The organism is Pseudomonas hefeiensis, from assembly GCF_030687835.1.
GTDB classification, from domain to species: Bacteria; Pseudomonadota; Gammaproteobacteria; order Pseudomonadales; family Pseudomonadaceae; genus Aquipseudomonas; species Aquipseudomonas hefeiensis.
Genome location: NZ_CP117449.1, coordinates 1,394,848 through 1,421,077, shown reverse-complemented (window position 1 = coordinate 1,421,077; position 26,230 = coordinate 1,394,848). Strand labels below are relative to the sequence as shown.

At 60.1% G+C, this 26,230-nt stretch carries 26 protein-coding genes and 1 tRNA gene; 8 read left to right on the top strand and 19 right to left on the bottom strand.

Going from position 1 to position 26,230, the window contains the following annotated elements:
• Positions 1–12 precede the first annotated feature (12 nt).
• Positions 13–501 carry an RDD family protein gene (locus PSH57_RS06070; protein ID WP_305388463.1) on the top strand — a complete coding sequence of 163 codons (489 nt, stop codon included), beginning with the start codon at positions 13–15 and terminating at the stop codon, positions 499–501.
• A gap of 199 nt (positions 502–700) precedes the next feature.
• On the opposite strand, the gene nadA is transcribed toward PSH57_RS06070, so the two are convergent.
• Positions 701–1,759, bottom strand: a complete 1,059-nt coding sequence (gene nadA, locus PSH57_RS06065; RefSeq protein WP_305388460.1) for a quinolinate synthase NadA — start codon at positions 1,757–1,759, stop codon at positions 701–703.
• A gap of 449 nt (positions 1,760–2,208) precedes the next feature.
• Here nadA and PSH57_RS06060 point away from each other — a divergent pair, with 449 nt between their 5' ends.
• The 6 genes from PSH57_RS06060 (at position 2,209) to PSH57_RS06035 (ending at position 9,236) form a co-directional block, all read left to right on the top strand.
• Positions 2,209–3,942: a copper resistance system multicopper oxidase gene (locus PSH57_RS06060; RefSeq protein ID WP_305388459.1), complete on the top strand. Its 1,734-nt coding sequence runs from the start codon at positions 2,209–2,211 to the stop codon at positions 3,940–3,942.
• A gap of 10 nt (positions 3,943–3,952) precedes the next feature.
• The gene (locus PSH57_RS06055) at positions 3,953–4,855 is read left to right on the top strand and encodes a copper resistance protein B (RefSeq protein ID WP_305388458.1); all 903 of its coding nucleotides are present in this window, start codon (positions 3,953–3,955) and stop codon (positions 4,853–4,855) included.
• Between the two features lie 60 nt (positions 4,856–4,915).
• Positions 4,916–5,302 carry a copper homeostasis periplasmic binding protein CopC gene (copC, locus tag PSH57_RS06050; protein WP_305388455.1) on the top strand — a complete coding sequence of 129 codons (387 nt, stop codon included), beginning with the start codon at positions 4,916–4,918 and terminating at the stop codon, positions 5,300–5,302.
• A 67-nt stretch (positions 5,303–5,369) separates the two neighbouring features.
• Positions 5,370–6,233, top strand: coding sequence for a copper homeostasis membrane protein CopD (copD, locus tag PSH57_RS06045; RefSeq protein ID WP_305390305.1), 864 nt, complete (start codon positions 5,370–5,372; stop codon positions 6,231–6,233).
• A gap of 791 nt (positions 6,234–7,024) precedes the next feature.
• Positions 7,025–8,212: a cyanate transporter gene (locus PSH57_RS06040; protein ID WP_305388453.1), complete on the top strand. Its 1,188-nt coding sequence runs from the start codon at positions 7,025–7,027 to the stop codon at positions 8,210–8,212.
• 112 nt (positions 8,213–8,324) lie between these two features.
• Complete coding sequence (locus tag PSH57_RS06035) at positions 8,325–9,236, top strand: DMT family transporter (protein WP_305388451.1); 912 nt, start codon at positions 8,325–8,327, stop codon at positions 9,234–9,236.
• Positions 9,237–9,242: 6 nt separating this feature from the next.
• Here the strand turns inward: PSH57_RS06035 and PSH57_RS06030 are convergent, their stop codons facing one another.
• The 6 genes from PSH57_RS06030 to PSH57_RS06005 are packed head-to-tail and all read right to left on the bottom strand — an operon-like array spanning position 9,243 to position 16,147.
• Positions 9,243–10,664, bottom strand: a complete 1,422-nt coding sequence (locus PSH57_RS06030) for an amidase (protein ID WP_305388449.1) — start codon at positions 10,662–10,664, stop codon at positions 9,243–9,245.
• Entirely contained in the window at positions 10,661–12,001 is a 1,341-nt protein-coding gene (locus tag PSH57_RS06025; protein ID WP_305416428.1) for an aspartate aminotransferase family protein, read from the bottom strand. Before PSH57_RS06025 ends, PSH57_RS06030 begins: the two co-directional genes overlap by 4 nt.
• A complete protein-coding gene (locus tag PSH57_RS06020) occupies positions 11,979–13,103 on the bottom strand; it encodes an aminotransferase class III-fold pyridoxal phosphate-dependent enzyme (protein ID WP_305388445.1) in 1,125 nt (374 codons plus the stop codon). The genes PSH57_RS06025 and PSH57_RS06020 overlap by 23 nt, the downstream gene beginning before the upstream one ends.
• Positions 13,104–13,111: 8 nt before the next feature.
• The gene (locus PSH57_RS06015) at positions 13,112–13,993 is read right to left on the bottom strand and encodes a TauD/TfdA family dioxygenase (RefSeq protein WP_305388442.1); all 882 of its coding nucleotides are present in this window, start codon (positions 13,991–13,993) and stop codon (positions 13,112–13,114) included.
• Entirely contained in the window at positions 13,968–15,533 is a 1,566-nt protein-coding gene (locus PSH57_RS06010) for an AMP-binding protein (RefSeq protein ID WP_305388440.1), read from the bottom strand. The genes PSH57_RS06015 and PSH57_RS06010 overlap by 26 nt, the downstream gene beginning before the upstream one ends.
• Positions 15,530–16,147: a thermostable hemolysin gene (locus tag PSH57_RS06005; RefSeq protein ID WP_305388439.1), complete on the bottom strand. Its 618-nt coding sequence runs from the start codon at positions 16,145–16,147 to the stop codon at positions 15,530–15,532. The genes PSH57_RS06010 and PSH57_RS06005 overlap by 4 nt, the downstream gene beginning before the upstream one ends.
• A 171-nt stretch (positions 16,148–16,318) precedes the next feature.
• On the opposite strand from PSH57_RS06005, the gene PSH57_RS06000 reads away from it, so the two are divergent.
• The gene (locus PSH57_RS06000) at positions 16,319–17,254 is read left to right on the top strand and encodes a LysR family transcriptional regulator (protein WP_305416677.1); all 936 of its coding nucleotides are present in this window, start codon (positions 16,319–16,321) and stop codon (positions 17,252–17,254) included.
• A 127-nt stretch (positions 17,255–17,381) separates the two neighbouring features.
• Here PSH57_RS06000 and PSH57_RS05995 read toward each other — a convergent pair.
• The 12 genes from PSH57_RS05995 to ruvA form a co-directional block, all read right to left on the bottom strand.
• Positions 17,382–17,457 (bottom strand) — tRNA-Lys (locus PSH57_RS05995).
• A gap of 63 nt (positions 17,458–17,520) precedes the next feature.
• The gene (queC, locus tag PSH57_RS05990) at positions 17,521–18,195 is read right to left on the bottom strand and encodes a 7-cyano-7-deazaguanine synthase QueC (RefSeq protein WP_305390303.1); all 675 of its coding nucleotides are present in this window, start codon (positions 18,193–18,195) and stop codon (positions 17,521–17,523) included.
• 19 nt (positions 18,196–18,214) lie between these two features.
• Positions 18,215–18,862 carry a 7-carboxy-7-deazaguanine synthase QueE gene (gene queE / locus PSH57_RS05985; RefSeq protein ID WP_305388438.1) on the bottom strand — a complete coding sequence of 216 codons (648 nt, stop codon included), beginning with the start codon at positions 18,860–18,862 and terminating at the stop codon, positions 18,215–18,217.
• A gap of 166 nt (positions 18,863–19,028) precedes the next feature.
• A complete protein-coding gene (gene ybgF / locus PSH57_RS05980; protein ID WP_305388436.1) occupies positions 19,029–19,847 on the bottom strand; it encodes a tol-pal system protein YbgF in 819 nt (272 codons plus the stop codon).
• Positions 19,848–19,853: 6 nt separating this feature from the next.
• Positions 19,854–20,351, bottom strand: a complete 498-nt coding sequence (gene pal, locus PSH57_RS05975; protein WP_030140795.1) for a peptidoglycan-associated lipoprotein Pal — start codon at positions 20,349–20,351, stop codon at positions 19,854–19,856.
• Positions 20,352–20,403: 52 nt separating this feature from the next.
• Positions 20,404–21,705: a Tol-Pal system beta propeller repeat protein TolB gene (gene tolB / locus PSH57_RS05970; protein ID WP_371134782.1), complete on the bottom strand. Its 1,302-nt coding sequence runs from the start codon at positions 21,703–21,705 to the stop codon at positions 20,404–20,406.
• Positions 21,702–22,745, bottom strand: coding sequence for a cell envelope integrity protein TolA (tolA, locus tag PSH57_RS05965; protein WP_305388432.1), 1,044 nt, complete (start codon positions 22,743–22,745; stop codon positions 21,702–21,704). The genes tolB and tolA overlap by 4 nt, the downstream gene beginning before the upstream one ends.
• Positions 22,745–23,197 (bottom strand): protein TolR, encoded by a 453-nt coding sequence (gene tolR / locus PSH57_RS05960; RefSeq protein WP_162277330.1) that lies wholly within the window; start codon positions 23,195–23,197, stop codon positions 22,745–22,747. The genes tolA and tolR overlap by 1 nt, the downstream gene beginning before the upstream one ends.
• 23 nt (positions 23,198–23,220) lie before the next feature.
• Positions 23,221–23,916 (bottom strand): protein TolQ, encoded by a 696-nt coding sequence (gene tolQ, locus PSH57_RS05955; protein WP_047227067.1) that lies wholly within the window; start codon positions 23,914–23,916, stop codon positions 23,221–23,223.
• Positions 23,906–24,373: a tol-pal system-associated acyl-CoA thioesterase gene (gene ybgC / locus PSH57_RS05950; RefSeq protein ID WP_305388430.1), complete on the bottom strand. Its 468-nt coding sequence runs from the start codon at positions 24,371–24,373 to the stop codon at positions 23,906–23,908. The genes tolQ and ybgC overlap by 11 nt, the downstream gene beginning before the upstream one ends.
• A gap of 127 nt (positions 24,374–24,500) precedes the next feature.
• Positions 24,501–25,562, bottom strand: coding sequence for a Holliday junction branch migration DNA helicase RuvB (ruvB, locus tag PSH57_RS05945; protein WP_047227069.1), 1,062 nt, complete (start codon positions 25,560–25,562; stop codon positions 24,501–24,503).
• Complete coding sequence (gene ruvA, locus PSH57_RS05940; protein WP_058542614.1) at positions 25,563–26,171, bottom strand: Holliday junction branch migration protein RuvA; 609 nt, start codon at positions 26,169–26,171, stop codon at positions 25,563–25,565.
• Between the last annotated feature and the right edge of the window lie 59 nt (positions 26,172–26,230).

Here is a 26,230-nt window from a genome sequence, read left to right as displayed (position 1 = left end):
TCCGAGACTGTCATGCCCAAACACCTGCTCATCCCGCAAGGCGAGTTCCCTCCCGTCGGCCTGGGCCGTCGCCTGGCCGCGATGTTTTATGACTTTTTGCTGTGCACGGCCCTGCTGATCGTCACCGGCGGCGTCTACAAGATGATTCAGATGGCGATCCTCGGCGAAGAAAAAATGCGCGCCCTCACCGACGCCGGCGCACTGGACGGCGACCCGCTGCTGTCTACCGTGCTGCTTTTCGTGCTGTTCGGCTTCTTCGCCAAATTCTGGACTCACAACGGCCAGACCCTGGGCATGCAGGTGTGGTGCATTCGCGTACAGAACGCCGATGGCACGGCTATCAGCCTGTGGCAGGCACTGTTGCGATTTGTCGTGTCGATCGCGTCATTGCTGCTGGTGGGACTGGGCTTCATCTGGTCACTGTTCGACAAGCGCAAGCGCACCTGGCATGACATTTACTCGGATACGCAGTTGGTGCGGATTCCCAAGAAGACCAAATAAGCACACCAAATCAGCGGTTGGAATACATTGCGGCGAGGGGTTTTATCGAAACGTCGCACTGCCCCGCCGGGCTGCGCAGCGGCCCTAAAACCTGACACCACGGAGTGTCAGGATGACCAGATGGGGCCGCTTCGCGACCCAGCGGGGATAAATCCCCTCGCCACAGAAAGCCCTGCGAGCCTGAAGATTTTCTTCAACTTCAGGCATTGCCCGCCAGCTTCATCCGCGCCGCCTGGGTGAAGTCCAGCATGCGCTTGAGCGGACGAATGGCCTGGGGGATCAGCGCCGGGTCGACGAATATCTCATTGGCACCTTCCTGCAGGCTCTTGAGCGTGCGCTCCAGGGTATTCATCGCCATCCACGGGCAGTGTGCGCAACTGCGGCATGCCGCGCCGTTGCCGGCCGTGGGGGCTTCGATGAAGACCTTGTCGGGGCACAACTGCTGCATCTTGTAGAAGATGCCACGGTCAGTGGCGACGATCAGCGTTTTGTTCGGCAGGCTTTGGGCCGCAGCGATCAACTGGCTGGTGGAGCCCACCGCGTCGGCCAGTTCAATCACCGAGGTTGGCGATTCGGGGTGCACCAGGATCGCAGCGTCCGGGTACAGCGCCTTCATGTCCTCCAATTGCTTGGACTTGAACTCTTCGTGGACGATGCAGGCGCCGTCCCAGAGCAGCATGTCGGCCCCGGTCTTGCGCTGGATATAAGTGCCCAGGTGCTTGTCGGGGCCCCAGATGATCGTCTCGCCGTTGTCCATCAGGCTCTCGACGATTTCCAGTGCGCAACTGGACGTCACCACCCAGTCGGCCCGGGCTTTGACCGCCGCCGAGGTGTTGGCGTACACCACTACGGTGCGTTCAGGATGCTGGTCGCAGAACGCCGAGAACTCGTCCACCGGGCAACCCAGGTCCAGGGAACACGTGGCTTCCAGGGTCGGCATCAACACGCGTTTTTCGGGGTTGAGGATCTTGGCGGTTTCGCCCATGAACTTGACCCCGGCCACCACCACGGTCTTGGCCGGATGGGCATTGCCGAAGCGGGCCATTTCCAGGGAGTCGGACACACAGCCCCCGGTCTCTTCGGCCAGGGCCTGGATGACCGGATCGCAGTAGAAGTGCGCGACCAGCACTGCATCCTGAGCTTTGAGCTCGGCGGCGATGGCGGCGCGGTACCAGGCCTCTTGCTCGGCGGTCAGCGGCTTGGGCTGTTTGGCGTCGAGATGGGCCTGAACCAGAAGGCGTTCGGAAATTTGCGTCATGTTCGCAAGACCTGCAGGCGCGTTTTGCGCGAAAGTCGAGTATACACCCGGCTCCGGACCACTCGGGTACCGCCGGGAAAGTGGGTATCAATCAGGCACGGTATAGCGTGAAGCCGGCAAGGCTACAGAATAACCCGCTGTTGCAAAAGATCATTCTGATCTGTGCCCGGCCGGCCAGTTAAAGGCAGCCGAGCCGAACACAACACCTGTGGTGAGAGATTTATCTGTGGGAGCAAGGCTTGCCCGCGATGACGGCGATGCGGTCTTTCAGAAATCGAGGCGTCTGTTTCGCGAGCAAGCTTTGCTCCCACAGACAAATCCACTGGCCAGAAGGTCGTGCTCAAGGATTGCTCCACCCCCGCCAACCTGACTGAAATGTAATCACCCGCCCTTCCCGCCTGTGTCATCTTCTTTTCAAACCTGCAAATCGACTGACGGATTCAAACGGCATGCAATCAAATACTTCCCGTCGAACCTTCGTAAAAGGCCTGGCTGCCGGCGGCATCCTGGGTGGCCTGGGCTTGTGGCGCGCACCGGTCTGGGCGGTGACCAGCCCGAGCCAGCCCAACGTGCTGACGGGCACCGAGTTCGACCTGTTCATCGGCGAGAGCCCGGTCAACTTCACCGGTAATCCGCGCATCGCCCAGACCATCAACGGCGGCATCCCCGGCCCACTGCTGCGCTGGCGCGAAGGCGATACCGTGACCTTGCGGGTACGCAACCGTTTGAAAGAGTCAACCTCCATCCACTGGCACGGCATTCTGCTGCCGGCCAACATGGACGGCGTGCCGGGGCTGAGCTTCAAGGGCATCGAGCCTGATGGCATGTACGTCTATCAGTTCAAGGTCCGGCAAAACGGCACTTACTGGTACCACAGTCATTCCGGTTTCCAGGAACAGTCCGGGGTCTACGGCCCGCTGGTGATCGACGCCAGGGAGCCCGAGCCCTTCCAGTACGAGCGCGACTACGTGGTGATGCTCACCGACTGGACCGACGAAGACCCCGCTGATGTCATCCGCAAGCTCAAGAAACAGTCGGATTACTACAACTACAACAAACGCACCGTCGGTGACTTTATCGACGATGTCGGCAAGAACGGCTGGGCCGCCACCGTGGCCGATCGCAAGATGTGGGCCGAAATGAAGATGAATCCCACCGACCTGGCCGATGTCAGTGGCGCCACCTACACCTACCTCATGAACGGCCAGGCACCGGACATGAATTGGACCGGTCTGTTCAAACCCGGCGAGCGACTTCGCCTGCGCTTGATCAATGGCTCCGCCATGACCTATTTCGACGTGCGCATCCCCGGCCTGAAAATGACCGTGGTGGCGTCCGACGGGCAGCACGTCAAACCGGTGAGCGTCGATGAATTGCGCATCGCCGTGGCCGAAACCTATGACGTCATCGTCGAGCCAAGCGAAGAAGCCTACACGCTGTTTGCTCAATCCATGGACCGCACCGGCTACGCCCGTGGCACCCTGGCGACCCGTACCGGTCTCTCGGCAGTGGTGCCACCGCTGGATCCGCGGCCGCTGGTCACCATGGACGACATGGGCATGGGCGGTATGGATCACGGATCGATGCAGGGCATGGCGGGCATGGATCACAGTCAAATGGCGGGAATGGACCACGGCTCCATGCAAGGCATGGACGACATGCTCTCCCATCCAGACTCCGAAAAAGACAATCCGCTGGTGGACATGCAGGCCATGAGCGTCGCACCCAAGCTCGATGATCCAGGCATGGGCCTGCGCAACAACGGTCGCAAGGTGCTCACGTACTCGGACTTGCGCAGTACCTTCCCCGACCCGGACGGCCGCGAACCGGGTCGCACCCTCGAATTGCACCTGACCGGGCACATGGAAAAGTTCGTCTGGTCATTCAACGGCGTGAAGTTCTCCGACGCCGCGCCGCTGTTGCTCAAGTACGGCGAGCGCCTGCGTATTGTGCTGATCAACGACACCATGATGACTCACCCCATCCACCTGCACGGTATGTGGAGCGATCTGGAGGACGAGAACGGCCAGTTCATGGTGCGTAAACACACCATTGATGTGCCGCCGGGCTCCAGACGCAGTTACCGGGTCACCGCCGACGCCCTCGGACGCTGGGCATATCACTGCCACCTGCTGTTCCACATGGAGATGGGGATGTTCCGTGAAGTTCGGGTGCAGGAATGAGGAGCCGACCATGACCAGTGTTTTTCACTACCCCTTGGCACTTATTGCCAGCCTCACCCTGAGCGCCACTGGCTCGGCCTGGGCCGCGAGCGATGACATGCAAGGCATGGATCACAGTCAGATGCAGGGGATGGACCATAGCCAGATGCAAGGCATGGACTCGATGCAGGGCATGGAATCCATGGAATCAGCCCCCACCACCAGCCGCACGCCGATCCCCGAGCTGACCGCCGCCGACCGCGCCGCCGTCTTTGAAGACCACGGCGGCCACGCGGTGCATGACAGCGCGGTCAACTCGTTCTTCCTGATCGATCAACTGGAATGGCAGGACGCCGATGATGGCAGCGCCCTGAGTTGGGACGCCTCGGGCTGGATCGGCGGCGACATCGACCGCTTGTGGCTGCGCTCCGAAGGCGAACGCACCAACGGCAAGACCGAGGAAGCCGAGCTTCAGGCCCTGTGGGGGCACGCCGTCAGTCCCTGGTGGGATGTGGTCGCCGGTGTGCGCCAGGATTTCAAGCCGGGCGACCCGCAAACCTGGGCGGCCTTCGGTGTACAGGGCATGGCGCTGTACAACTTCGAAGCCGAGGCCACCGCGTTCATCGGTGAAGGCGGTCAGAGTGCGCTGCGCCTGGAAGGCGACTACGACATCCTGCTGACCAATCGTCTGATTCTGCAACCCACCGCCGAAGCCAACTTCTACGGCAAGAACGACCCCGGTCGAGGTGTCGGCTCCGGGCTGGCAGACACTGAAGTGGGTGTGCGGCTGCGCTACGAAATCCGCCGCGAGTTCGCCCCTTACATCGGCGTCACCTGGAACCGCGTCTACGGCAACACCGCCGACTATGCCCGCGAAGAAGGCGAAGACCGCAGCGAGGCACGCCTGGTGCTGGGCGTGCGCATGTGGTTCTGAGGGTGTTTGTAATTGCAATCCACCAAAAAAACTAGAAACCTGTGCTGTAGGAGTCCTTGCATGTCATTTATCAGAACCGCTGTAGTCACCATCGCGTTGTCCACAGGCCTGTTGATCAGTGGCCTGGCCCAAGCGCACCCAAAGCTGCTTTCCTCCACACCCGCCGAAGGTGCTGAAGGTGCGGCGCCGGCAAAAATCGAACTGCATTTTTCCGAGAACCTGATGACCAAATTCTCCGGCGCCAAGCTGGTCATGACGGGGATGCCCGGCATGTCGGCGCACTCGCCCATGCCCATGAAGGCCAAGGTCTCCGGCAGCGACGATCCCAAAACCATGGTCATTACCCCGAACGCCCCGCTCACCGCCGGCACCTACCAGGTCCAGTGGCGCGCGGTGTCATCCGATACTCATCCGATCACCGGCAATGTCACGTTCAAGGTGAAGTGACTTGAGCGGCTCGATCAACATCGATCTGCTCAACATTGTCCTGCGCTTGGCCCTGTATCTGGACTTGATGTTGTTGTTCGGCCTGGCGGCTTTCGGCCTGTATAGCTTGCGCGGCCCAGAACGGATCTCGGGCGTGGTGGTGCATTTCAGGGCACTTCTGCTGGCCACGGCGCTGTTCGGCCTGCTGCTGTCTGCGGCCGCCATGCTGTGCATGGCCTGGGCCATGAGCGGTGTCACCGACTGGAACGAGCTGTTGCCGCATATCGAAATGATGGTGTTCGAGACCGACGTGGGTTTGAGTTGGAGCGTTCGGATCGCCGCGCTGTTGCTGGCGACAATAGCGGTGGCCCTGAACCGCCCAGCACCAACCGCCAGCTTGTGGCTGGTCACCCTGAGCGGTGCCGTGGCCCTTGCGACACTGGCCTGGGCCGGGCATGGCGCCATGGACGAAGGCCAGCGCCGTAACTGGCACTTCATCACCGATTTTATGCACCTGTGGGCGGCGGGCGGCTGGGTGGGCGCCCTGGCTGCGTTTGCCCTGCTGCTTCGCCAGGCTGAGCGCCGTCTGTCGGTCCTGGCGCGAACCCTGACCGGGTTTGAAACCGTCGGAGCGGTGATTGTGGTGGTGATCAGTGTGACGGGTGTAGTGAATTATCTGTTCATCGTCGGCCCCCGCGTCGACGGGCTGCTCGACAGCACCTACGGTCAACTGTTGGCACTGAAAGTCGCCTTGTTCGCGGCGATGCTGGTGTTCGCCGCGCTGAACCGCTTTCATTTAACTCCCTTGCTGGAGCAGGCCCGGCAGACCGGCGAGCACCGAGCTGCGGTCAATGCCCTGCGGCGCAGCATGGTTCTGGAGTTATCCGTGGCGGTGACAATACTGGCGTTAGTGGCATGGCTGGGAACGTTGAGCCCGGAGATGGACTACTGACGGGCTGCCAGGGAATTTCCAATCAACCAGCAGCCCTTTGAGCGCGAGGCTTGCTCGCGAAGAGGCCTTCACATCCAATATTGGTGCAAGCTGCCCCACCGCCATCGCGAGCAAGCTTTGCTCCCACAGAGGATTATCGGTGGCCGGGAAGTCGAAGGCTGTCACCGTTCAATGGGGGAGCAAAGCTTGCTCGCGATGACTGAGCCACATTCAACACGCATGCAATCTGCCCCTGCGCTGTCGCCAGCAAGCTTTGCTCCCACAGAGGATATGTCGGTGGCCGGGAAGTCGAAGGCTGTCGCGGTTCAATGTGGGAGCAAAGCTTGCTCGCGATGACTGAGCCACATTCAACACGCATGCAATCTGCCCCTGCGCTGTCGCAGCAAGCTTTGCTCCCCACAGAGGACATGCCGGTGGCCGGGAAACCGAAGGCTGTCGCTGTTCAATGTGGGAGCAAAGCTTGCTCGCGAGGACTGAGCCACATTCAACATTGATGCAAGCTGCCCCACCGCCATCGCGAGCAAGCTTTGCTCCCACAGAGGACATGTGTGTGGCCGGGAAATCCAACGCTGTCGCCGTTCAATCTGGGAGCAAAGCTTGCTCCCACAGAAGATGTGTTGAACATGGATGCACGCTAGCGTACCCGCCATCGCGAGCAGGTTCGTACACAGAGGGTCAGTGGCCAGACCGGCTGGTGAACCACCTGATTTTTAAATACCCCCCACCAGATTTCAGTTTGCCCCGCCTTTCACACCCCAGCCTAATGGAGCTTTATCCAGCAAGGCTCTGTTATGGAAAACGTTCGAACTTCAAGCACCCACGCCGTCTGGCTGATGGTCAGCGTGGTGTTGGTGGCACTAAACCTGCGCCCCTCTATGGCGGCGGTCGGGCCGTTGTTGTCAGCCATTCGCGGCGAGGTGCCGCTGAGTTTCAGCACCGCTTCGTTACTGACCATGTTGCCGGTCATGGCCATGGGCTTGGCAATGTTTTTAGGCATGCGCATTGCCCTGCGCATCGGTGAACACCGCACCATCGTGCTGTCGCTGCTGATCATCGGCATCGCCACGGCATCGCGCCTGTACCTGGACAGCGCCGCCGAGCTGATTATCAGCGCGGTGCTGGCGGGGATCGGTATCGCCCTGATCCAGGCCGTGATGCCGGCACTGATCAAATCGCGCTTCGCCGACAACGTCTCGTTGTTCATGGGCCTGTACGTCACGTCCATCATGGGCGGCGCGGCGATTGCCGCGTCGTTTTCACCATTCGTCCTGGCGCAGACCGGCAGCTGGCGTATCGGCCTGGCGATCTGGGCACTGCTGGCGCTGATAGCGCTGGGCTGCTGGTACGCTCAGCGCGCGGCCGTCACGCCTTTGCCCGAAGCCCCGGCGCAGCGCCAGGAATCGTTTTTCAGCAATTCGCGGGCCTGGCTGCTGGCGATCTTCTTCGGCCTCGGCACCGCCTCCTACACCTGCGTGCTCGCGTGGCTGGCGCCGTACTACGTGGAGAAAGGCTGGAGCGAACAGCATGCCGGCCTGCTGCTGGGGTTCCTCACCGCGATGGAAGTATTGTCCGGCCTCGTCACCCCGGCGATTGCCAACCGCAGCCAGGACAAGCGCCTGGTCCTGGCCGTTTTGCTGGTCCTGATCATCGCTGGTTTCTGCGGCCTGATCCTCAGCCCGGACCGCTTCAGCCTGTTGTGGCCTTGCCTGCTGGGGCTGGGCATTGGCGGTCTGTTCCCGATGAGCCTGATCGTGTCCCTCGATCACTTGGACAACCCACGTCGGGCCGGTGGTCTGACGGCGTTCGTGCAAGGTATCGGCTACCTGATCGCCGGGCTCTCGCCGTTGATTGCCGGGATGATCCGCGATCAGTTGGGCAGCTTTGAATGGGCCTGGTGGTCGCTCACGGCAGTCATGGCGCTGATGATCGTGATGGTCCTGCGCTTCAATCCCAAACAATACGCGCGACACATCAGCTAGTGGCGTCAAAGGGCTGCAGTTTACTGCGGCCCTGTTGCTCACACTCACCATGACGGCCGGCCGATTTGTCCTTCATGACGTTCCGGTATTTGAAAGCAGGAATAGAACCTTGATGAAAAACGTCGGTTTCGCAGCCGCTCACTGGGGCATGCTCATCTGGGCGATACTGATCGCAGCGTCGTTTTTTGCCGCGGCGCAGGTCAGCCAATCAATCGATCCGATCCTGCTCACGGGGTTGCGGCTGCTGTTTTCCGCCCTGATGTTCCTGCCGCTGTTACTCCTGAAAAACACCTCGCCGATCTCCGGCAAAGGCCTGCTGGCCCATGCCGTACTTGGCCTGCTGCTAGCGACGTACTTCGGTTCGTTGTTCGAAGCGTTGCGCTACACCTCGGCGGTCAATACCGCGACGCTGTATACGCTGGTGCCGTTGATGACCTTGTTCTTCGAAGTGTTTCTGTTGCCCAGTCCGAGCCTCAAGACCCGCCTGCTGCCGATGTCGGTTGCGGCGATCGGTGCTGTATTGCTGACCCTCAAGGGCTCGGCCCCGGGACAATTGCCGGCACTCTATCCCGTGCTGGTTTTCGGTGCCGGCTGCCTGGCGATGGCGTTGTATTCCCCCCTCAGTCAACGGTTCAAGGCCACCGCACTCAAAGGTCGCGACCCGGTGACGATGACGTTCTGGAACATGTTGTTCGGAGCGCTGTTTCTGCTGGTGTTTTGCCTGTTCAGCGGCGGCTGGCGCAGCGCTCTGCAGTTGTCGACGCTGGACATCGGCTGGCTGATGTACCTGGCAGTGTTCGGCACCCTCGCCACTTTCTGGCTGTTGCACCGGGCAATCGGGGTGATCGCGCCGTCCACGGTGATTTCCTATGTCTACCTCAGCACCCTGTTCGTGACCGTGCTGCACTGGTTCTGGCTCAGGCAGCTACCGCTGATGATCGAGATCCTCGGTGCTGCACTGGTGGGTATCGGCATGTTGGCACTGGTGCTCAGCAGCCGTAACGCCAGAGCCGTTACGGCTTGAGGGCGGTCAGTACGTCGATGCCGGACGGGGCGTAACCGGACTCCAGCGCTCCAGCTCACGCTCCAGGAAAGCGGCCACCGCCAACAACCGTTCCTCCTGCCAGTGGGGTCCGACAATCTGGATGCCGATGGGCATTCCGGTGGCCGGGTCAGTTCCGGCGCGAATCACCACGGCCGGGGAACCACTGAGGCTGAACGGGAACACGAAGGCATACTGGTCGCGATCCTTCAGGGATTCTCCATGGCGGAACGCGACGTCTGGAAAGACCGGGCAGATGAACAGGTCGTGCTGCTTGAAGAACTTCGCCAACTGATAGCGAAACGTATCGATCATGATCCAGTCGCGTTTGACTTCATCCACGGTCAACTCCACCGCCTCGCTCATGTCCAGCAGTTGAGCGATGGCCGGGGTAAAACGTTGCTTGTTCATGGACTCGAACAGTTGCCGCCAGCCGCGACCGGCGTCGGCGCCGGTGATGAATACCCGCCACAGCACATCGCAGGCTTCATCAAGCATCGGCGGCGCGACCGTACTCACCTCGGCCACCACCGGGCCCAGGCACCGTTCGACGTGCTGCAAGACCTGGCTCACCGCCGCGCTGACCGGCGTGCGGCTCGACGCCGAGAACAGCGCCACCCGCAGGCTGGCCAGCGGCTCGCTGTCGGCGAACGGTACATCGACGGTGTCCGGATCCTGCCCGTCGGCACCGCTGATCAGTTGGCCGAGCAGCGCCAGGTCATCGACATAGCGGCCCATCACGCCAAAGGCCGAGGTCATGTGAAACAGTCCGGAACGGTCATTGGGAAACTGACCGGTCAACGGCACCCTTCCCTGGGTCAGTTTCAAACCACAAATGCCATTGAAGTGCGCCGGTATCCGCACGCTGCCGCAGGCATCGGACGCCAGCCCGGCCGGCGAACATCCGGCAGCGATCGCCGCTGCCTCCCCGCCGCTACTGCCGCCGGCGGAGCGTTGCAGGTCGTGGGGGTTCAGGGTCCGGCCGTAGACCAGGTTATCGGTTTCGAAGGCCATGCACAGCTCGGGCACATTGCTGATGCCCAGGATGATCGCTCCGGCCTGGCGAAGCCGGGCGACGGCCGTTGCGTCCTGCTCGCTGGGTTCGCCCAACAGCTCCCCCAACCCCCGGGACATCTTGAAACCACGCACATGCAGGACGTCCTTGATGGTGATGGGAATGCCATGCAACGGACCACTGATCTGGCCAACGCGCGCCATCTCGTCCGCCTCGCGGGCCTGGCGCCGCAGTTCCTCAACCGGCGCCAACTGGATCAGTGCGTTGATCTGCCGGTTACGCTCAGCGATGCGTTGCAGGTAAAACTCCAGCAACGAGGCACTGGTCAGCACACCACGTCGCAGCAGACCGGCCATTTCCCGCAGGGTCAGCGTATCGGGGTTGAACAGGCTCATGACGCCTCCTTGCTGCGCAGCCACTTGTTGGGCAACAGGTACATGTTGCGCACCACCAGGGAAAACGCTTTCACCGCCAACGCCGGGCGCCGATCGATGGCCTGCAGGGACTCTTCGATCATTGCCAGGACATGCTGCAAGGCTTCGGGAGTGATGTTCAGCGGCGGATAGAAACGCAACACCGGGCGTTCGGCCTTTTCATTCATTGAGTGCCCGGCGTGGACGCCACGCTTGCCCAGCTCCATGCTCATCAGCGCCTCATAGACTGAACCACGCAGGCGCAGGCCCGTCATCAGGCCGACGCCCGGCACATCCTCGACAATGTGCGGATAACGCAAGGCCAGTCGTTGCAGGCCGTGGCGCAGCAACCCGCCGTTGACCCGCGAGAGCTCCACCAGATTGTGCTGCTCAATGTAGTCGATGGCCGCAAGCGCCGAGGCGCAGGCTAGCGGATGCCCGCCGTTGGTTCGCGTGTCGGGTTCGATTTCGCTGAGCGGATACTGGGTGGCCAGGCGCTGGCTGTACATGGCGCAAGCGAACGAGGTGTAGCCGCCGGTCAGGCCCTTGGAGAGGATCATGATGTCGGGCACCACGTCGTCATATTGCACGGCGAACCATTTGCCGCAGCGCCCGAAACCGGTCTGGATTTCATCCGCCACCAGCAGGGTGCCCGTGGCGTCGCACAAGGCGCGAAGGTTGGCCATGTAGCCCACCGGGGGCACCTGTAGATGAGCGCCGCCCAGAATCGGCTCGACGTACACCGCACAGACACCCTCGCCCACGGCCTTTTGCAGGGCGGCGAAATCGCCGTAGGGGACACAGGTCACTTCGGGGCAAGCAATGCCATAACTGCTGTGGTGCTGTTGCTGGCCCAGAATGCTCATCGCTGCCAGGGTCTTGCCATGGTAGGAGCCGCTCATCACTACGATCCTGCGGCGCTGGGGCTGGATCCGCAGCACATAACGCAGGCTCTGCTCGACGGCCTCGGCGCCCGAGACCATGAATTGCACGTCGCCCCATTCTCCCGGCACCAGTTGGCAAAGCCGCTCGGACAGTTTGTCTTGAAGCGGATGGCGCCGGCCTTCCGGGACCCAGGCCAACTGATTCAGTTGCGTCTGCACCTGCTCACGCACCGTCGGGTTGCGATGCCCGACGATAAACACCCCGTAGCTGCACGCACAATCAATGAAGCGCTTGCCGGTGTGGTCGGTGACATGGATGCCATCGGTCTGCTGTTCGACGCTGGTCTTGCCCAGGCGATACAGCTTGGCCGCCGATGCGCTCCAGTGCCGCTGGCAATCATCCAGCAGTTGTTCATGCGGCCTGAGTAAGGACATGGCTTAGCGTCTCCTTGATGAGGTGGGCGGCACGTTGAATCTGTTCGGGGCGTGCAGTGATCGGGCAGCGCAAGATCAATTCGCGGCCCCGGGGTGGGTTGATATAAACGCCTTGCTGGTAAAGCGCTTCGCACAGCAGGGACGGTTGCAGGTCATCGGCCAGCGGCAGGCTGACCCAGCCGCCCACGGCCACGGCACCGAATGAAGCAAGGGTTTGCGCCAGTTGCTGACCGTTCTCCAGACAATGACGAGGCGAGTCGTGAGCCTGCACATAATCCAGGGCGGCCAGGGCCGCTACACACGCCATCGGGTTACCGGCGGTGGTGCTGCCGTGTTTGGCTGGACTGCTTCGCCCATAGACCTGCCAGGCCATACGCTCGCTGCAGGTATAGGTGCCGATGGGAATCGCGCTGCCCCCCAAGGGTCCCCCAAGCACGACAATGTCCGGGACAGGACGATAACGCTGGAAACCGAACAGCGAACCCAGGCTACCGAGGCAACTGTGGGTGTCGACCGCGATGACCGGTGCGCAAGCCTGTGCTGCGCGGGCATGCAACTGCTCGAGCAAGGCAGGATCGAGCAGTTGCAATCGGCCGTTGGCGTCCACGCGGGTGTTGCTGTGGCACACCGCGAAGCAATCGCTCCAGTCCACCGCGTCCAGGTCAGCCAGATGCCGAATCGCCACCCGCCTGAGCCCCAGAAAATCCTGCACCGTCAGATCGTCTTGCGCGGCGTTGAGGCAACGTCCGTAAGTCAGCGCACCATAATCACCGCCCTGGATGAACACGATGGTGTTGCCCTTGGGCTTAAGGCCCTTGCACAACTTCAATGCACCCTCGAACGCCTCATCCCCGGAGCTGCACACATAAGAGTTGACGAGCGGCGCGGGCAGCAGCTCGGCCAGGCGTCGGCACAAGGCAATCAGCGGTTCGGACATCAGCACCCGGTTGGATAACCCCATGATGTCCGCTTGGCGACTGACCGCCTCGATCACGGGCGGCACCTGGAAACCGAACCCGCCGGTCAGGTCGATAATCTGCCGACCATCGCCGTCTAGGTAGGTCTCGTACTGTCCGCTGATGATGTATTTTTTGTTATTCATGATGAGTCTCAGCGATAGCTCAAGGCGTTGAAGATGCGTCGACGTTCGTCGACGATGGTTTCACGACCGTGCATGACCCGACGGTTGTCGATCATCACCACGTCATGGTCGCGCCAGCCAACCGGGCAGGTGTACTGGGCGGACACTTCGGCAATTTCCAGCAGAAACCCGGCAGGGATCGGCTGCCCGCCCACGGTGTCGATCACAGGAGCTTCGTAGTTGAAGGACGGTCCCAGAATGCTGTTGGCAAAGGCCGGACGCTGGCTGAACGCGGACGTGAGGATCGCCGGGGTGCTGAAGGCGTAATGAATCGAATCATCGGCCGGGTTGAAGGAAATAACCGTCTGCGGGTCCTCCCCGATGATTTGCCACAGATCCTCGATTTCGACGGCCGCCGGGTCCGACAACGCAGGCGAATAGTGGCAAACCAAGCGACGCCACTTTTCCCCCGCAACGGTACGGCTGTAGCGGATAGGGTTTTCTTCAAAAAATCGGCGGCAGACCGGGGACAGTTTCGCCAACACCTTCTCACCGTCACACAACGTCGTTTGCGACCCCTTGCGTGGTGCTTCCTGGCAATAGAACCAAGTCATGTCCGGCCAGAACGGCGAGTTGCCGTTTTCACAGTGCAGACCAACCGCCTGATGCCCGGCGTCCACCAACTGTGCCGCGCCGCCCACCATGACGCGGGCCGGATCCAGGCTCAGCCGCGAACTGTTGTGCTTGACGTAGGCGCTGAAATCTTCAGCACTGTGGATACAGTTGCGAAACAGCACGACCCCGTAATGGCCCAGCAGCTCATACAGCTCGCTCTTGCCCAGGCTGGCGAAGTGGTGCGACTCGACGATGGAAATGTCCGCGGTTTCAAAGTGAAAGGCAGGCGTGGTCATTGGATGCAGTCCCTTGCAGAGTGGAAAAAACAGTGGCGATGTCGGCGCGTTTCGGTCGGCCGGTAACGGTGTAAAGCTGCTCGATCAACGGGTCATCCTGGGTCAACAACCAGAGTCGACTCGGTCGTTCGATGTCGGAAAAACGCCCGGCGGACCAGGCCACCAGTTCATCGCGCGCCGGTGCCGACTCGACACACAGCAACGCCACCAGGCCGTGGCGCTCATCGAAAAACACCGCGGCATCGTTGACGCCGGGGTATTTGCGATATTCCAGCTCAACCTGTTCGGGGCTGACGTTGCGCCCGTTGGGCAGGCAGATCACGTTCTTCTTGCGCCCGTGCACGTAGAGGTAGCCATCGGCGTCCAGCATTCCCAGGTCGCCGGTGTCCATCCAGCCATCGCCGGACATGGAGCAGGCGCTGGGGTCCGTGCCGGAATAGCCGCTGAACAGTGAGCTGCTCTTGACCTCGATGGTCTGGTCAGCGCCGATACGCACCTGGACATGGGGCAAGGGTTTGCCCACGCTGCCCAGGCGCTGCTGTTCGAAGGTGTTCATGCTGACCACCGAGGCGTTCTCGGACAGGCCGTAGCCTTGGTACACAGCAATGCCCCGCTCAGCCAGACCGCGCAGCACATCGATGCTGACCGCCGCGCCGCCGCAGGTAATATGCACACCCGATTGCAGATAGCCCGCCAGGCGCTCGCCCTGCTCGCCTCCCTCGTCCATTTGTTCCAGGAAGCGATTGACCATGACCGGTGGCACCGTCAAGGCCGTTGGCTGGACCTGCAGGATCCAGTCGACCAGACGCTGTGGCGAAGCCCCTGGCTCGCCGAGCAACGCTTCGTTCGGTGGCAAGAAATGCGCGGTTCCGCCCGCCAGCAACGGCAGATAGGCGGCAGTCACCTGTTCGAGCAGCAAACTCAAGGGCACCAGCGACAGGTAACGGCGATGAGCATCGGCGGGCATGCGTTGACGCAGCGATGCCAGCACCGCACCGACCGCCTGGGTACTTAACTGCACGCCCTTCGGCCGACTGGTCGTGCCCGAGGTGTGAATGATTTTGCAGATCCAGTCTTCATCGCCATCGGGCGTATGCAACAAAGGCTGTTCGATGACCGGCTCGCTGATGTGGCGCAAACGGCTTTCAGGGAAATTCAACTTCCAACGCTGTGCCAGTGTTCGCTGCCCGGCGGCATCCACCACAAACCCGTCGCAACGCTCGGCCAAATGCTCTGCCTGGGCCTGGCTGAAAGCCAACGGCAAGGGTAATGCGGTGATCCCGGCAAACAGGCAAGCAAGGTCGGCCACCAGCCAGTCGCTGCTGTTACGCGTGGCAATTCCCAAGACCACATGATCGCCATGGGCCGGGCAAGGAAAACGCCGTTGCAGTTCGGCGGCCAGATTGAGCGCCCGATGTTCCAGCTCGCCATAGGTCAATGCCTGCGGCTCGCCGCCCGACGCCGACCAGTCCACCGCGCAGACAGCCTGGCGATTGTCTTGCAACGCCCTTTGCAATTGATGGATAAACCCACCGCTCATGGCTGCGCCCTCGCCAGTGAATCGCTGGGCAGTTGGGTGAACGAGGTGTTGAGCGTCATGGCCGCGAAGCGCGAGCGCTGCGGGTCTACCCGGATGAACCCGGTGACCGGCAATTTGGAGTAATAGGTCCCCCAGTTCTTGCCACCGTCTTCGGTCAGGCGTGTAGGGTCTGCTGTCAGCAGCGGCTCGAAATCGATCTGGCAACTTTCCATCATTTGCCGAACCCGGGGCGTCACCGTACACAACAAGTAATGCCCGCCCATGCACCAGGACAGCAGGGGGATCATGTTGACCAGAATCATGCCGGCCGTCAGGTGATGGGAGATCAGATTGCCAATCTCGACAATGTTTGAGCGGTCGATCGTTTTCTCCTGGCGCTGGGACAAAATCGCTTCTATCGGTTGCGCCAGGTATTGCTCGGAGAACAGTGTGCGGTGGTCCGCGAATGTAATACCGGCACAGGCAAGAATACGGTCTGACGGATCCTGGGTGACCGCAAAGTATTGTGGGTTCGGCTCAACCGATGCCGAATAAGAACTGCGAAATTTCTCTTTCACTACTTCAGTGGCTTGCACCCATAACGGTGTCTTAGTTTCTGCGACGCGAATTTGCATATCGTCCTCCTCCGTCCTTGTGCAGGATTTCTATAAAAAGCGAGGCGAGCATATTTAAGAAAATTCCCACAAGCCATTTAAAAAATAAATGCCTTCCGCTAATATATAAATAAACCCCTTTGTCATAAAAACAAGGGACGCTACCTGATGGATTGCGCCGAGAAGGATCTTATGCTCAATAGTAATTTGCTTAGAAAGCTGGACATGCAGGACCTGATGGTGTTTGTCGCGGTGTACGAGCAAAGCAGCGTCACCGAGGTGTCCGAGACCCTTTGCGTGAGCCAGTCAACCGTGAGCTACTGCCTGAAGAAGCTGCGCACAAGTTTTGAAGATGAGTTATTCATCAATACCCGTAGTGGCATGCGGCCCACGAACAAAGCCACGGCCATGTACAGCCACGTACTCACCATCCTCAAAACCATTAATATATGCCACTCCGGCATTCAAACTTTCGACCCGACCCAAAAAGAAATAACATTCAATATCTGCGCCCCGGAGTATTTTGAACTTCTTATACTTCCCCAGTTAGTGAAACGATTCATTGGCAGTCGTTTCCCCGTCATCATTAACATCACGAAATTCCACAAAGATATTCCAGTTGACGAACTGATGGAGGGTCGCTTCGATCTGGTCATTTGTTTCGGTCCCAACTTTCATCGCAGCGCCAAGGGATTACGATCGCAAATATTGCTGGAAGATGAGTTGGTCTGCGTGGTCGATAAAAACTTTACGCTGCCCAAGGAGGAATTTGATCTGGAAGCGTTTGTTGCCTGCCAGCATGTTTTTCCGACGCCCTGGACGTCCGACACCAATATGGTGGATGGCTGGCTCGCCCGGCAAGGCTACAACCGACAGATTGTCGCCCGGGCCAACAGCTACGTGGCAGCACTGAATATGATTCCCGGGACCGATTTCATCCTGACTCTGCCTCGGCGCATCCAGGCGTTGACCTGCGATGAAGGCAAATACAGCCATCGCAGGCCACCAGCGGGCTTACCGAATTTTACGCTGGATATGATGTGGAGCGAGAAACCCGGTCAGGACAACGCCAACATCTGGTTTCGCGAGCAGATCGTGAAGGTATGCGCCGAGGACGGCCTGCTTTAACGAGCCCAGGGAACCACTCGAACCGTCGAGTGGTTTCGGCTTTCGATCTGCGACTTTTTCTACAGGCAAAAAAAAATCCGGAAATCCTCACTTTCGTGGGCCTTCCAGACTTTTAAAACTGCAAAAATGGTGGGTCGTGTGGGATTCGAACCTACGACCAATTGGTTAAAAGCCAACTGCTCTACCAACTGAGCTAACGACCCGCTGTGTGGTGGCGCGTATAATACTGATTTCTAAGGACTATTCAACACCTAATTTGAAATAAATCAAAAATAAGGGGTTGGATCGCTCACACCCGCCGCTGCGAAGCCTTCGGCACGCAGGCGGCAGCTGTCGCATTTACCGCAGGCACGCCCCTGATCGTCAGCCTGATAGCAGGAAACGGTGAGCCCGTAGTCCACGCCAAGCTTCACCCCGGCCCGGACGATGTCGGCCTTGCTGAGATTCTGCAGTGGCGCCTGAATACGGAAACCCTGCCCTTCTACACCAGCCTTGGTCGCCAGGTTAGCCATGCGTTCGAAGGCTTCGACAAACTCCGGGCGGCAGTCCGGGTAGCCGGAATAATCCACGGCGTTGACGCCGATGAAGATGTCACGGGCACCCAGCACCTCGGCCCAGCCCAGGGCCAGGGACAGGAACACGGTGTTGCGTGCCGGCACGTAGGTCACCGGGATGCCTTCGCTGGGTGTTTCGGGCACGTCGATGGAGCTGTCGGTCAGGGCCGAGCCGCCAATGCCGTTGAGGTTCAGGCCGATTACCTTGTGCTCAACGACGCCCAGGTCCTGGGCGACCCGCTCGGCGGCGTGCAGTTCAGCACGATGACGCTGGCCGTAATCGAAACTCATGGTGTAGCAGCTGTAGCCCTCGGCGCGAGCCATGGCCACGACCGTCGCAGAGTCCAGACCGCCGGACAACAGGATGACCGCACGTTTTTCTGCAATGTTCGAGTGTTCAGTCATATCAGCGCCCCGGCTCGTCGTTCCAAAGATATTTATGCAGCTGCAATTGCAGGCGCACCGGCAAATTGTCCGCCACCACCCAGTCCGCCAGCTCCCGGGCATTCAGGTCATGATGACTCGGCGAAAACAACACCTCGCCGGCCCGTTGGTCGAGACCGTACTGAATCAGCTTGGACACGGCCCAGTCATAGTCTTCCCGCGAACAGATGACGAACTTGACCTGATCGTTGGGCGTCAGCAGTTCGATGTTCTCATAGCGGTTGCGATGGGCTTCCTTGGACCCTGGGGTCTTCAGATCGACGACGCGGCTGACCCGCGGGTCAACGGGCGCGATGTCCAAGGCGCCGCTGGTTTCCAGCGAGACCTCGTAACCGGCATCGCACAACCGCTTGAGCAAGGGGATGGCGTTGGGTTGAGCCAGTGGCTCGCCGCCCGTGACACAGACATAGCGCGGGCGATAGCCGGCTACCTGCTCAAGGATATCGTCGAGGCTTCGCAGTGTGCCGCCACTGAAGGCGTAGGCACTGTCGCAGTATTGGCAACGCAACGGGCAGCCGGTGAGGCGCACAAATACTGTGGGCAGCCCGGCCGTTCGCGTTTCACCCTGCAACGAGTAAAAAACTTCGGTGATTCTCAATGTGTCTTGCATAGTCGCCACGGGCGTAACAGCTAAACAGGCTGTCCGCCTCCGTCAGGCACTTCCAGCAACCCCGCCAACGCGCAGGCCCCAAGAAGCGTGTTTCATAAAAAGGGCGTGAATTCTAACGAAAAAACCCGCAACAAGTGCGGGTTTCTTCGAAACGGATCAAACAGCTTCACATACGCTGCAAGTCACGCTGGGCCAGTTGGGCGGCGGATGTACCCGGGTATTGGGCCACCACCTGCTCCAGAATGCCCTTGACCTTGTCGGTGTGACCGAGGCGACGCTCCACGTCAGCGAGTTTGTAGAGCGAGTCCGGCACCTTGGCGTGCTTGGGATAGAGCTGCGAAACCTTGGCGAAGGCCTGGCCGGCACCTTGCAGGTCGCCCTTGGCCAGATTCACTTCACCCAGCCAATATTGGGCGTTACCCGCATACTGGCTGTTGGGGTATTTGCGAAGGAAAGCGGCAAAGGCCAGGCTGGCCTTGTCGAAATCCTTGGCCTTGATCAGGTCGAAGGCGGCATCGTAATAGAGCTTTTCCTTCGCCGGATCAGCCGGCTCACCACCGGCTGCAGGTGCCGGAGCGGCTGCCCCCGCGCCTGCGGCTGCGCCAGGGGCGCTCAAGTCGCCACCGGCTGGAGAATTCTCAGGAGTCGCGGCAGGTGCAACACCGGTTCCTATGCGCCGATCAAGATCCTGGTATCGCTCCAGGCTTTCCTGCTTCATGCGCGAAACTTCATTTTGCAGAACTTCAATCGCGCCTTGCTGGCGTGAAATCTGATCTTGCATTTGCTGCAGCTGGTTGAACAGCTGGCCCTGTGCCGAGACAGGGGCCGAAACCCCTCCCCCGGCATAGGCGCCGCTCGTACCGTAACCTGCAGGCGGATAATTGCTTGCGCTATTGTCATTATCGACCACGGGAACCGCAGCCCACACCGCAAGCGGCGCGAGGCTGAGAGCCAGAACAGTTACAGCACGGCGGCACGTTCGCATGACGAATTACTTACGCAGTTCGACGCGACGGTTTTGAGCCCAGGACTGCTCGTCGTTGCCGGTAGCAACTGGACGCTCTTCGCCGTAGGAAACCAGTTCCAGCTGAGCTGGGGAAACACCCTGCAGTACCAGGTAGCGTTGAACGGCTTTCGCACGACGCTCGCCCAGTGCCATGTTGTACTCACGAGTACCACGTTCGTCGGTGTTGCCTTCCAGAACGACGCGAGCACCGTTCGCCTTCAGGTCTTTGGCGTGAACGTCCAGAGCGCGCATGGCTTCTGGCTTCAGGTCCGAGCTGTCGTATTCGAAGTAGAAGGTGGTGATTGCGCGCAGAGCAGCTTCTTCGCTCATGGAGCCGTCAACTGCACCAGTGTTAGCGCCGTAACCAGCGTTTGGATCAACAGCGCCTTCACCGGCGTTGTCGCCGCCTTTGGACGAGCAACCTACAGCTACAGCCATGGCCAGAGCCAGCGCAGCAAATTTACCAAACTTCAGCATTTCCATCGTGAAACTCCTAATGAACCCCAGTGTGTTAAGTAAAACGTATTGCGCCGCGTCAGTTCAGGTAAGGGGACCAGGACGGTTCTCTGACTTCGCCTTGTGCGGTAGGAAGCGGGAGCCTCACGCGTCCATTAATGGACACGAGCATCAAGACTCCCCGGCCCTGCTGGCGGGTGGCGTAGATTACCATGGTGCCGTTGGGCGCAACAGTAGGCGACTCGTCCAGAGTGCTATCAGTGAGGATCTTTACACTACCGCGCTGCAGATCCTGGGCCGCCACCTTGAAATTGGTAAAGCCATCCTGGCGATGGATCATCACCAGGGTCTTTTCGTCCGCCGACAGTTTAGGGTTGGCGTTGTAGTTACCGACGAACGTCACGCGTTCGGCACCGCCACCACTGGCGCTGGTCTTGTAGATCTGCGGCTTGCCGCCACGGTCGGAGGTGAAGTAGATGGTCGAGCCATCCTTGCCCCAGAACGGTTCGGTGTTGATGCCGGGACCATTGGTCACGCGAGAAATCGCACGCGAAGCCAGATTCATCACATAGATGTCCGGGTTACCGTCCTTGGACAGCACGAACGCCAGGCGCGTACCGTCCGGCGACCAGGCTGGCGCACCGTTCAGGCCTTCGAAATTGGTGATTTGCTCACGGCGACCGGTGTCGATGTGTTGCATGAAAATACGCGGACGCCTCTGCTCGAACGAGACGTAGGCGATACGCTTGCCATCGGGGGCGAAACGCGGCGACAGGATCGGCTCGCGCGATTGCAGCAGCGTCACTGCGCGAGCGCCGTCATAGTCTGAACGCTGCAGGGTGTAGCGAGTGTTTTTCTCGGAGAAGCGTTCGGCCGTCACGTAGAGCATGCGGGTAGAGAACGCGCCCTTGATGCCAGTGAGTTTTTCGAACGACTGGTCGGAGATGTAGTGCGCCATGTCGCGCAGTTGATCGACGCTGCCCGACACACTGCCGGTCAGCACTTGCTGCTCGGTGGCGACGTTGAACAGGGTGTACTGCACCTGCAGGCGACCGCCGGCCGGTACGATGTTGCCGACCATCAGGTACTGGGCGCCCAGGGCTTTCCAGTCGCGGTAGATGACTTCGCTGGCCTGGGTCGGCAGGCTGATCATGTTCTGCTTCGGAATCGGCGCGTAGTAACCCGAGTTGCGCAGGTCATTGCCGATGATTTCCGCCATGTCGTCCGGCAGGACGCTACCGCCCTGCCAGCCGAACGGTACGACGGCGATCGGGGTCGCCCGGTCGCTGCCGCTGGTGACCAGAATGTTCTTTTCCTCTGCTACCGCTATCCCTGCCAGGCAGCAGATAACGACCAGCATTGATCGAAGAAGGTTTCTCACAAGGCTAGATCCTCAGGTGTGAATGTCATCTTGAATGAACGATAGGGAGCAAAATCGCTCGGTTTCATTCCTTGCATTTCCGTCAATCGCCCAATGTTCTTGACCGCCGCGACCGCCGAAGCGTCGAACGGGCCGTCACCGCTGGACTTGGACACGCTGACCGAGGTAACCGTACCGTCGGGCAACATGCCGATTTGTAATACTACTGTCATGCCTTTGCGTGCCGAAGGTGGACGAGCCCAGCCTTCCGCCGCTCGGGCGCGAATCAAATCATCGAAACTGCCGGCGACTTCATCGCCTTGCTCATCAGCCAATGCCTGCTGACGCTCTGGCGTGTCGGAAAGCAAATCTGCCAAGGCCTGGGCCTTCTTCTCTTCGGCGGATTTACGCGCTGCGTCCTGAGCCTTTTTCTTGGCGGCGTCGGCGGCGGCTTTCTTCTTCGCGTCTTCGGCGATTTTCTTTTTAGCCTCGTCAGCTTCAGCTTTCTTCTTGGCGTCTTCGGCCGCTTTTTTCTTGGCGTCCTCGACAATCTTTTTCTTCGCTTCTTCAGCGGCCGCTTTCTTGGCCTCTTCTTCAGCGGCTTTCTTGGCTTCTTCTTCGGATTTCTTCTTGGCTATATCAGCCAATTGTTTCTCTTCTGCCTTTTTGGCCTCAGCGGTCTTCTTCGCTTCGTCGGCTTTCTTGGCTTCGTCAGCCTTCCTGGCTTCTTCGGCCTTTTGAGCCGCCTGCTCTTTCTTTTGTTCCGCAGCTCTTATCGCTTCCTGCTCGACCTTCTTTTGCTCCATCTGCTCGACTTCGGTCTGGCGCGCGGCGGATTTCTTCGCCTCACCGGCAAGCTTCTGGTTGGTCTGCGTGGTGGCCTGGCTCTTGGACTTGAGCTGATACAGGGTCGCCTGCACGATCGGCTTGGCCGGCGGCAGCTCCGGGGTCATGGCAAAACTGACGAACAGCATGCCAAACACCAGCACATGCAGGCCAATTGCCCAGACACTAGGCCAGAAGTAGCTTTCCGAGGCGGACGGCTCTCGCTGTTGCTGCATCAGGGTGCCTCGGTGATTAAGCCAACATTACCGACCCCGGCTTTTTGCAGGCCGCCCATGGCGCCCATCACGGCACCGTAGTCGACGGTCTTGTCGCCGCGAATGAAGACCTGGGTGCGCTTGCCGTTGCTGTTGCCGGCATTGATGATCTTGGTCACTGCATCGGTCATCTGTGGCAAGGTCATTGCCCGGTCCTGCTGCTTCTCGGTGTCGACTTCGCTGCCAAGGTTCCAGTAGTAGGTCTTGTCAGCCTTGATCGAAATGGTCAGGACCTGGGTGTTGTTGTCCTGCGGCAAGGCTTCACTGGAAACCTTGGGCAGATCAACCTTCACGCCCTGATTGAGCATCGGCGCGGTCACCATGAAGATGACCAGCAGCACCAGCATCACGTCGATGTAAGGCACCACGTTCATCTCGGCAACCGGCTTGCGCTTTTTTCGGGCTCGAGCGATTAAAGCCATTGGGAAATACCTGCTTATTCTTCGCTGGTGTGCACTTTGCGGTGCAGGATCGCCTGGAACTCATCGGCGAAGGTGTAGTAACGGCTGGTCAGCGTTTCGCTGCGGGCAGCAAAGCGGTTGTAGGCGATAACGGCCGGAATGGCCGCGAACAGACCGATGGCGGTGGCGATCAATGCCTCGGCGATACCCGGGGCCACGGTGGCCAGGGTCGCTTGCTGGGCAGTGGCCAGGCCACGGAAGGAGTTCATGATCCCCCACACGGTACCGAACAGGCCGATGTACGGGCTGACCGAACCGACGGTAGCCAGGAATGGCAGGCCCTGTTCGAGCTTTTCTTCCTCGCGGGAAATGGCGACGCGCATGGCACGAGCCACACCTTCCATCACCGCTTCAGGGTCCACGCCTGGTTGCTGGCGCAGACGGGAGAACTCCTTGAAGCCAGCGCGGAATATCTGCTCGACACCCGAATCCGGGTCCGGGTTGCTGCCGGCCTGGCGGTAGAGTTTGGACAGGTCGATACCGGACCAGAAGCGCTCTTCGAAGCTCTCCAGGGCACGGCGACCGGCGCGCAGCATGTTGCTGCGCTGAAAAATCATGATCCATGAGGTCACCGATGCGGCTACCAGGATCAGCATTACCAACTGCACCACGACGCTGGCATTGCTGACCAGGCTCCACATGGAGGAATGGTCGACGACGTTAGCTTCCACGCTTTATCTCCTGCTCTGAGTATGTACCGGCGCCGCTCACGCCGGCAAAGGCCGTGCGTAGAGCTTCGGGAATGGCCCGGGGTTTCAAACTATGGGTGCGCACACAGGCCACCAGAAACTGCCCTTCACAGAGCAGCGCATTATCCGTAGCCCGCCTGACCTGCTGCTTGAAGCGCAGGCTGACACGGTTCAATTCGATGACATCGGCACTTACCAGAAGCTCGTCGTCCAGTCGCGCCGGCGCGTGGTAGCGCGCTTCGCTGGAATGCACGACGAATAACAGGTCCTCCCCTGCCAGCGCGGATTGGGCAAAACCCAGTTCCCGCAGCCGTTCGGTTCGAGCCCGTTCCATAAACTTGAGGTAATTGACGTAGTAAACGATGCCGCCGGCATCAGTGTCCTCGTAATAAACGCGACAGCGATGTGCGAACGACTCCAGCCCGTTTTGCGCGCGCATACTCTAGTGCTTACTCCTCAGGTTGCCAATCGGCCAGGCAACTGTTTTTTCATTCTCGAATGCAATGACGCTCCGGGTGTCGTCTGGGACAGCACGAACCTGAAAAAAGTCGCTGCACAGAGGTCGTTCAATCGTCCACGGCATCGAGGAATTCGTCTACCACCGGCATCTCACCCATTCGTGTCGGGATGTTTAAGCCGAAATGCAGATAGGCGTGACGAGTCACCACCCGCCCGCGAGGGGTGCGCATGATGTAACCCTGCTGGATCAGGTACGGTTCCAGCACATCTTCGATGGTATGGCGCTCTTCGCTGATGGCCGCCGCCAGGCTGTCCACCCCCACCGGACCGCCGTCGAATTTCTCGATCATGGTCAGCAGCAGGCGCCGGTCCTGATGGTCGAAACCACGTTCATCGATGTCCAGCAGGTTCAGCGCCAGGTCGGCAATCGGCTTGGTGATGTGGCCCTTGGCGCGAACTTCGGCAAAATCCCGGACCCGACGCAACAGCCGGTTGGCGATCCGCGGCGTACCCCGCGCCCGCCGGGCGATCTCATAAGCGCCATCCGGGTCCAGCGGCAACCCGAGAATGCCGGCCGAGCGACCGACAATCGTCGCCAGATCGGCGTTGTTGTAGAACTCCAGGCGCTGGACGATCCCGAAACGGTCCCGCAGCGGGTTGGTCAACATGCCGGCGCGAGTCGTGGCGCCCACCAGGGTGAACGGCGGCAGATCGAGCTTGATGGAACGGGCCGCCGGCCCCTCACCAATCATGATGTCGAGCTGGAAATCCTCCATGGCCGGGTACAGCACTTCCTCGACGATCGGCGACAGCCGATGGATTTCGTCGATGAACAGCACATCATGGGGCTCAAGATTGGTCAGCAGCGCAGCCAGGTCACCCGGACGCTCGAGGACCGGTCCGGAGGTACTCTTGATCGACACGCCCATTTCCTGGGCAATGATGTTGGCCAGGGTGGTCTTGCCCAAACCGGGCGGGCCGAAGATCAAGGTGTGGTCCAGGGACTCGCTGCGCCCACGGGCCGCCTGGATAAACAGTTCCATTTGCTCGCGAACCGCCGGCTGACCGATGTAATCGGCCAGGCTGACGGGACGAATCGCACGGTCTTGTACTTCTTCACGGTCACGGGGTGCGCCCGTGGCGGCGATCAGACGATCGGCTTCAATCACTTAAATCATTCCCTTCAGGGCACGACGAATCATATCTTCAGTGCTCAGGCCTTTTTCCTTGATAGCGGAAATCGCCTTGCTGGCCTCCTGCGGCTTGTAGCCCAGGGAGATCAGGGCGGTGACCGCATCGTTTTCCGCGCTGACCGCAGGTGCTGGTGCGTCCGGCTGGTTAGGCACCAGCGCGAACATGGCCGGCACCGCTTCCCAGGCCTTGAAACGGTCCTTGAGCTCAACCAACAGGCGCTCGGCGGTTTTCTTGCCCACACCTGGCACCTTGGTCAGGGCCGAAGTGTCCTGGGACTGCACGCAGCGCACCAGTTCGTCGACTTCCAGGCTCGACATCAAGGCCAGGGCCAGTTTCGGACCGACACCGTTGAGACGGATCAGCTCGCGGAAGAAGTCCCGTTCGCGCTTGCCGACGAAGCCATAGAGTAACTGCGCATCCTCGCGCACGACCAAATGGGTGTGCAGCGTCAGCGGTTCACCGACCGACGGCAGGCGATACAACGTGGTCATGGGCACTTCAAGCTCATAACCCAGGCCATTTACATCCAGAATCAGGTGCGGCGGCTGTTTTTCAGCCAGGGTGCCGCGCAAGCGTCCAATCACGTTTCAGATCCTTGGGCGTAGGCCAGCCGTGGGCTGGCGAGTAACGGCCGGAGCATGGA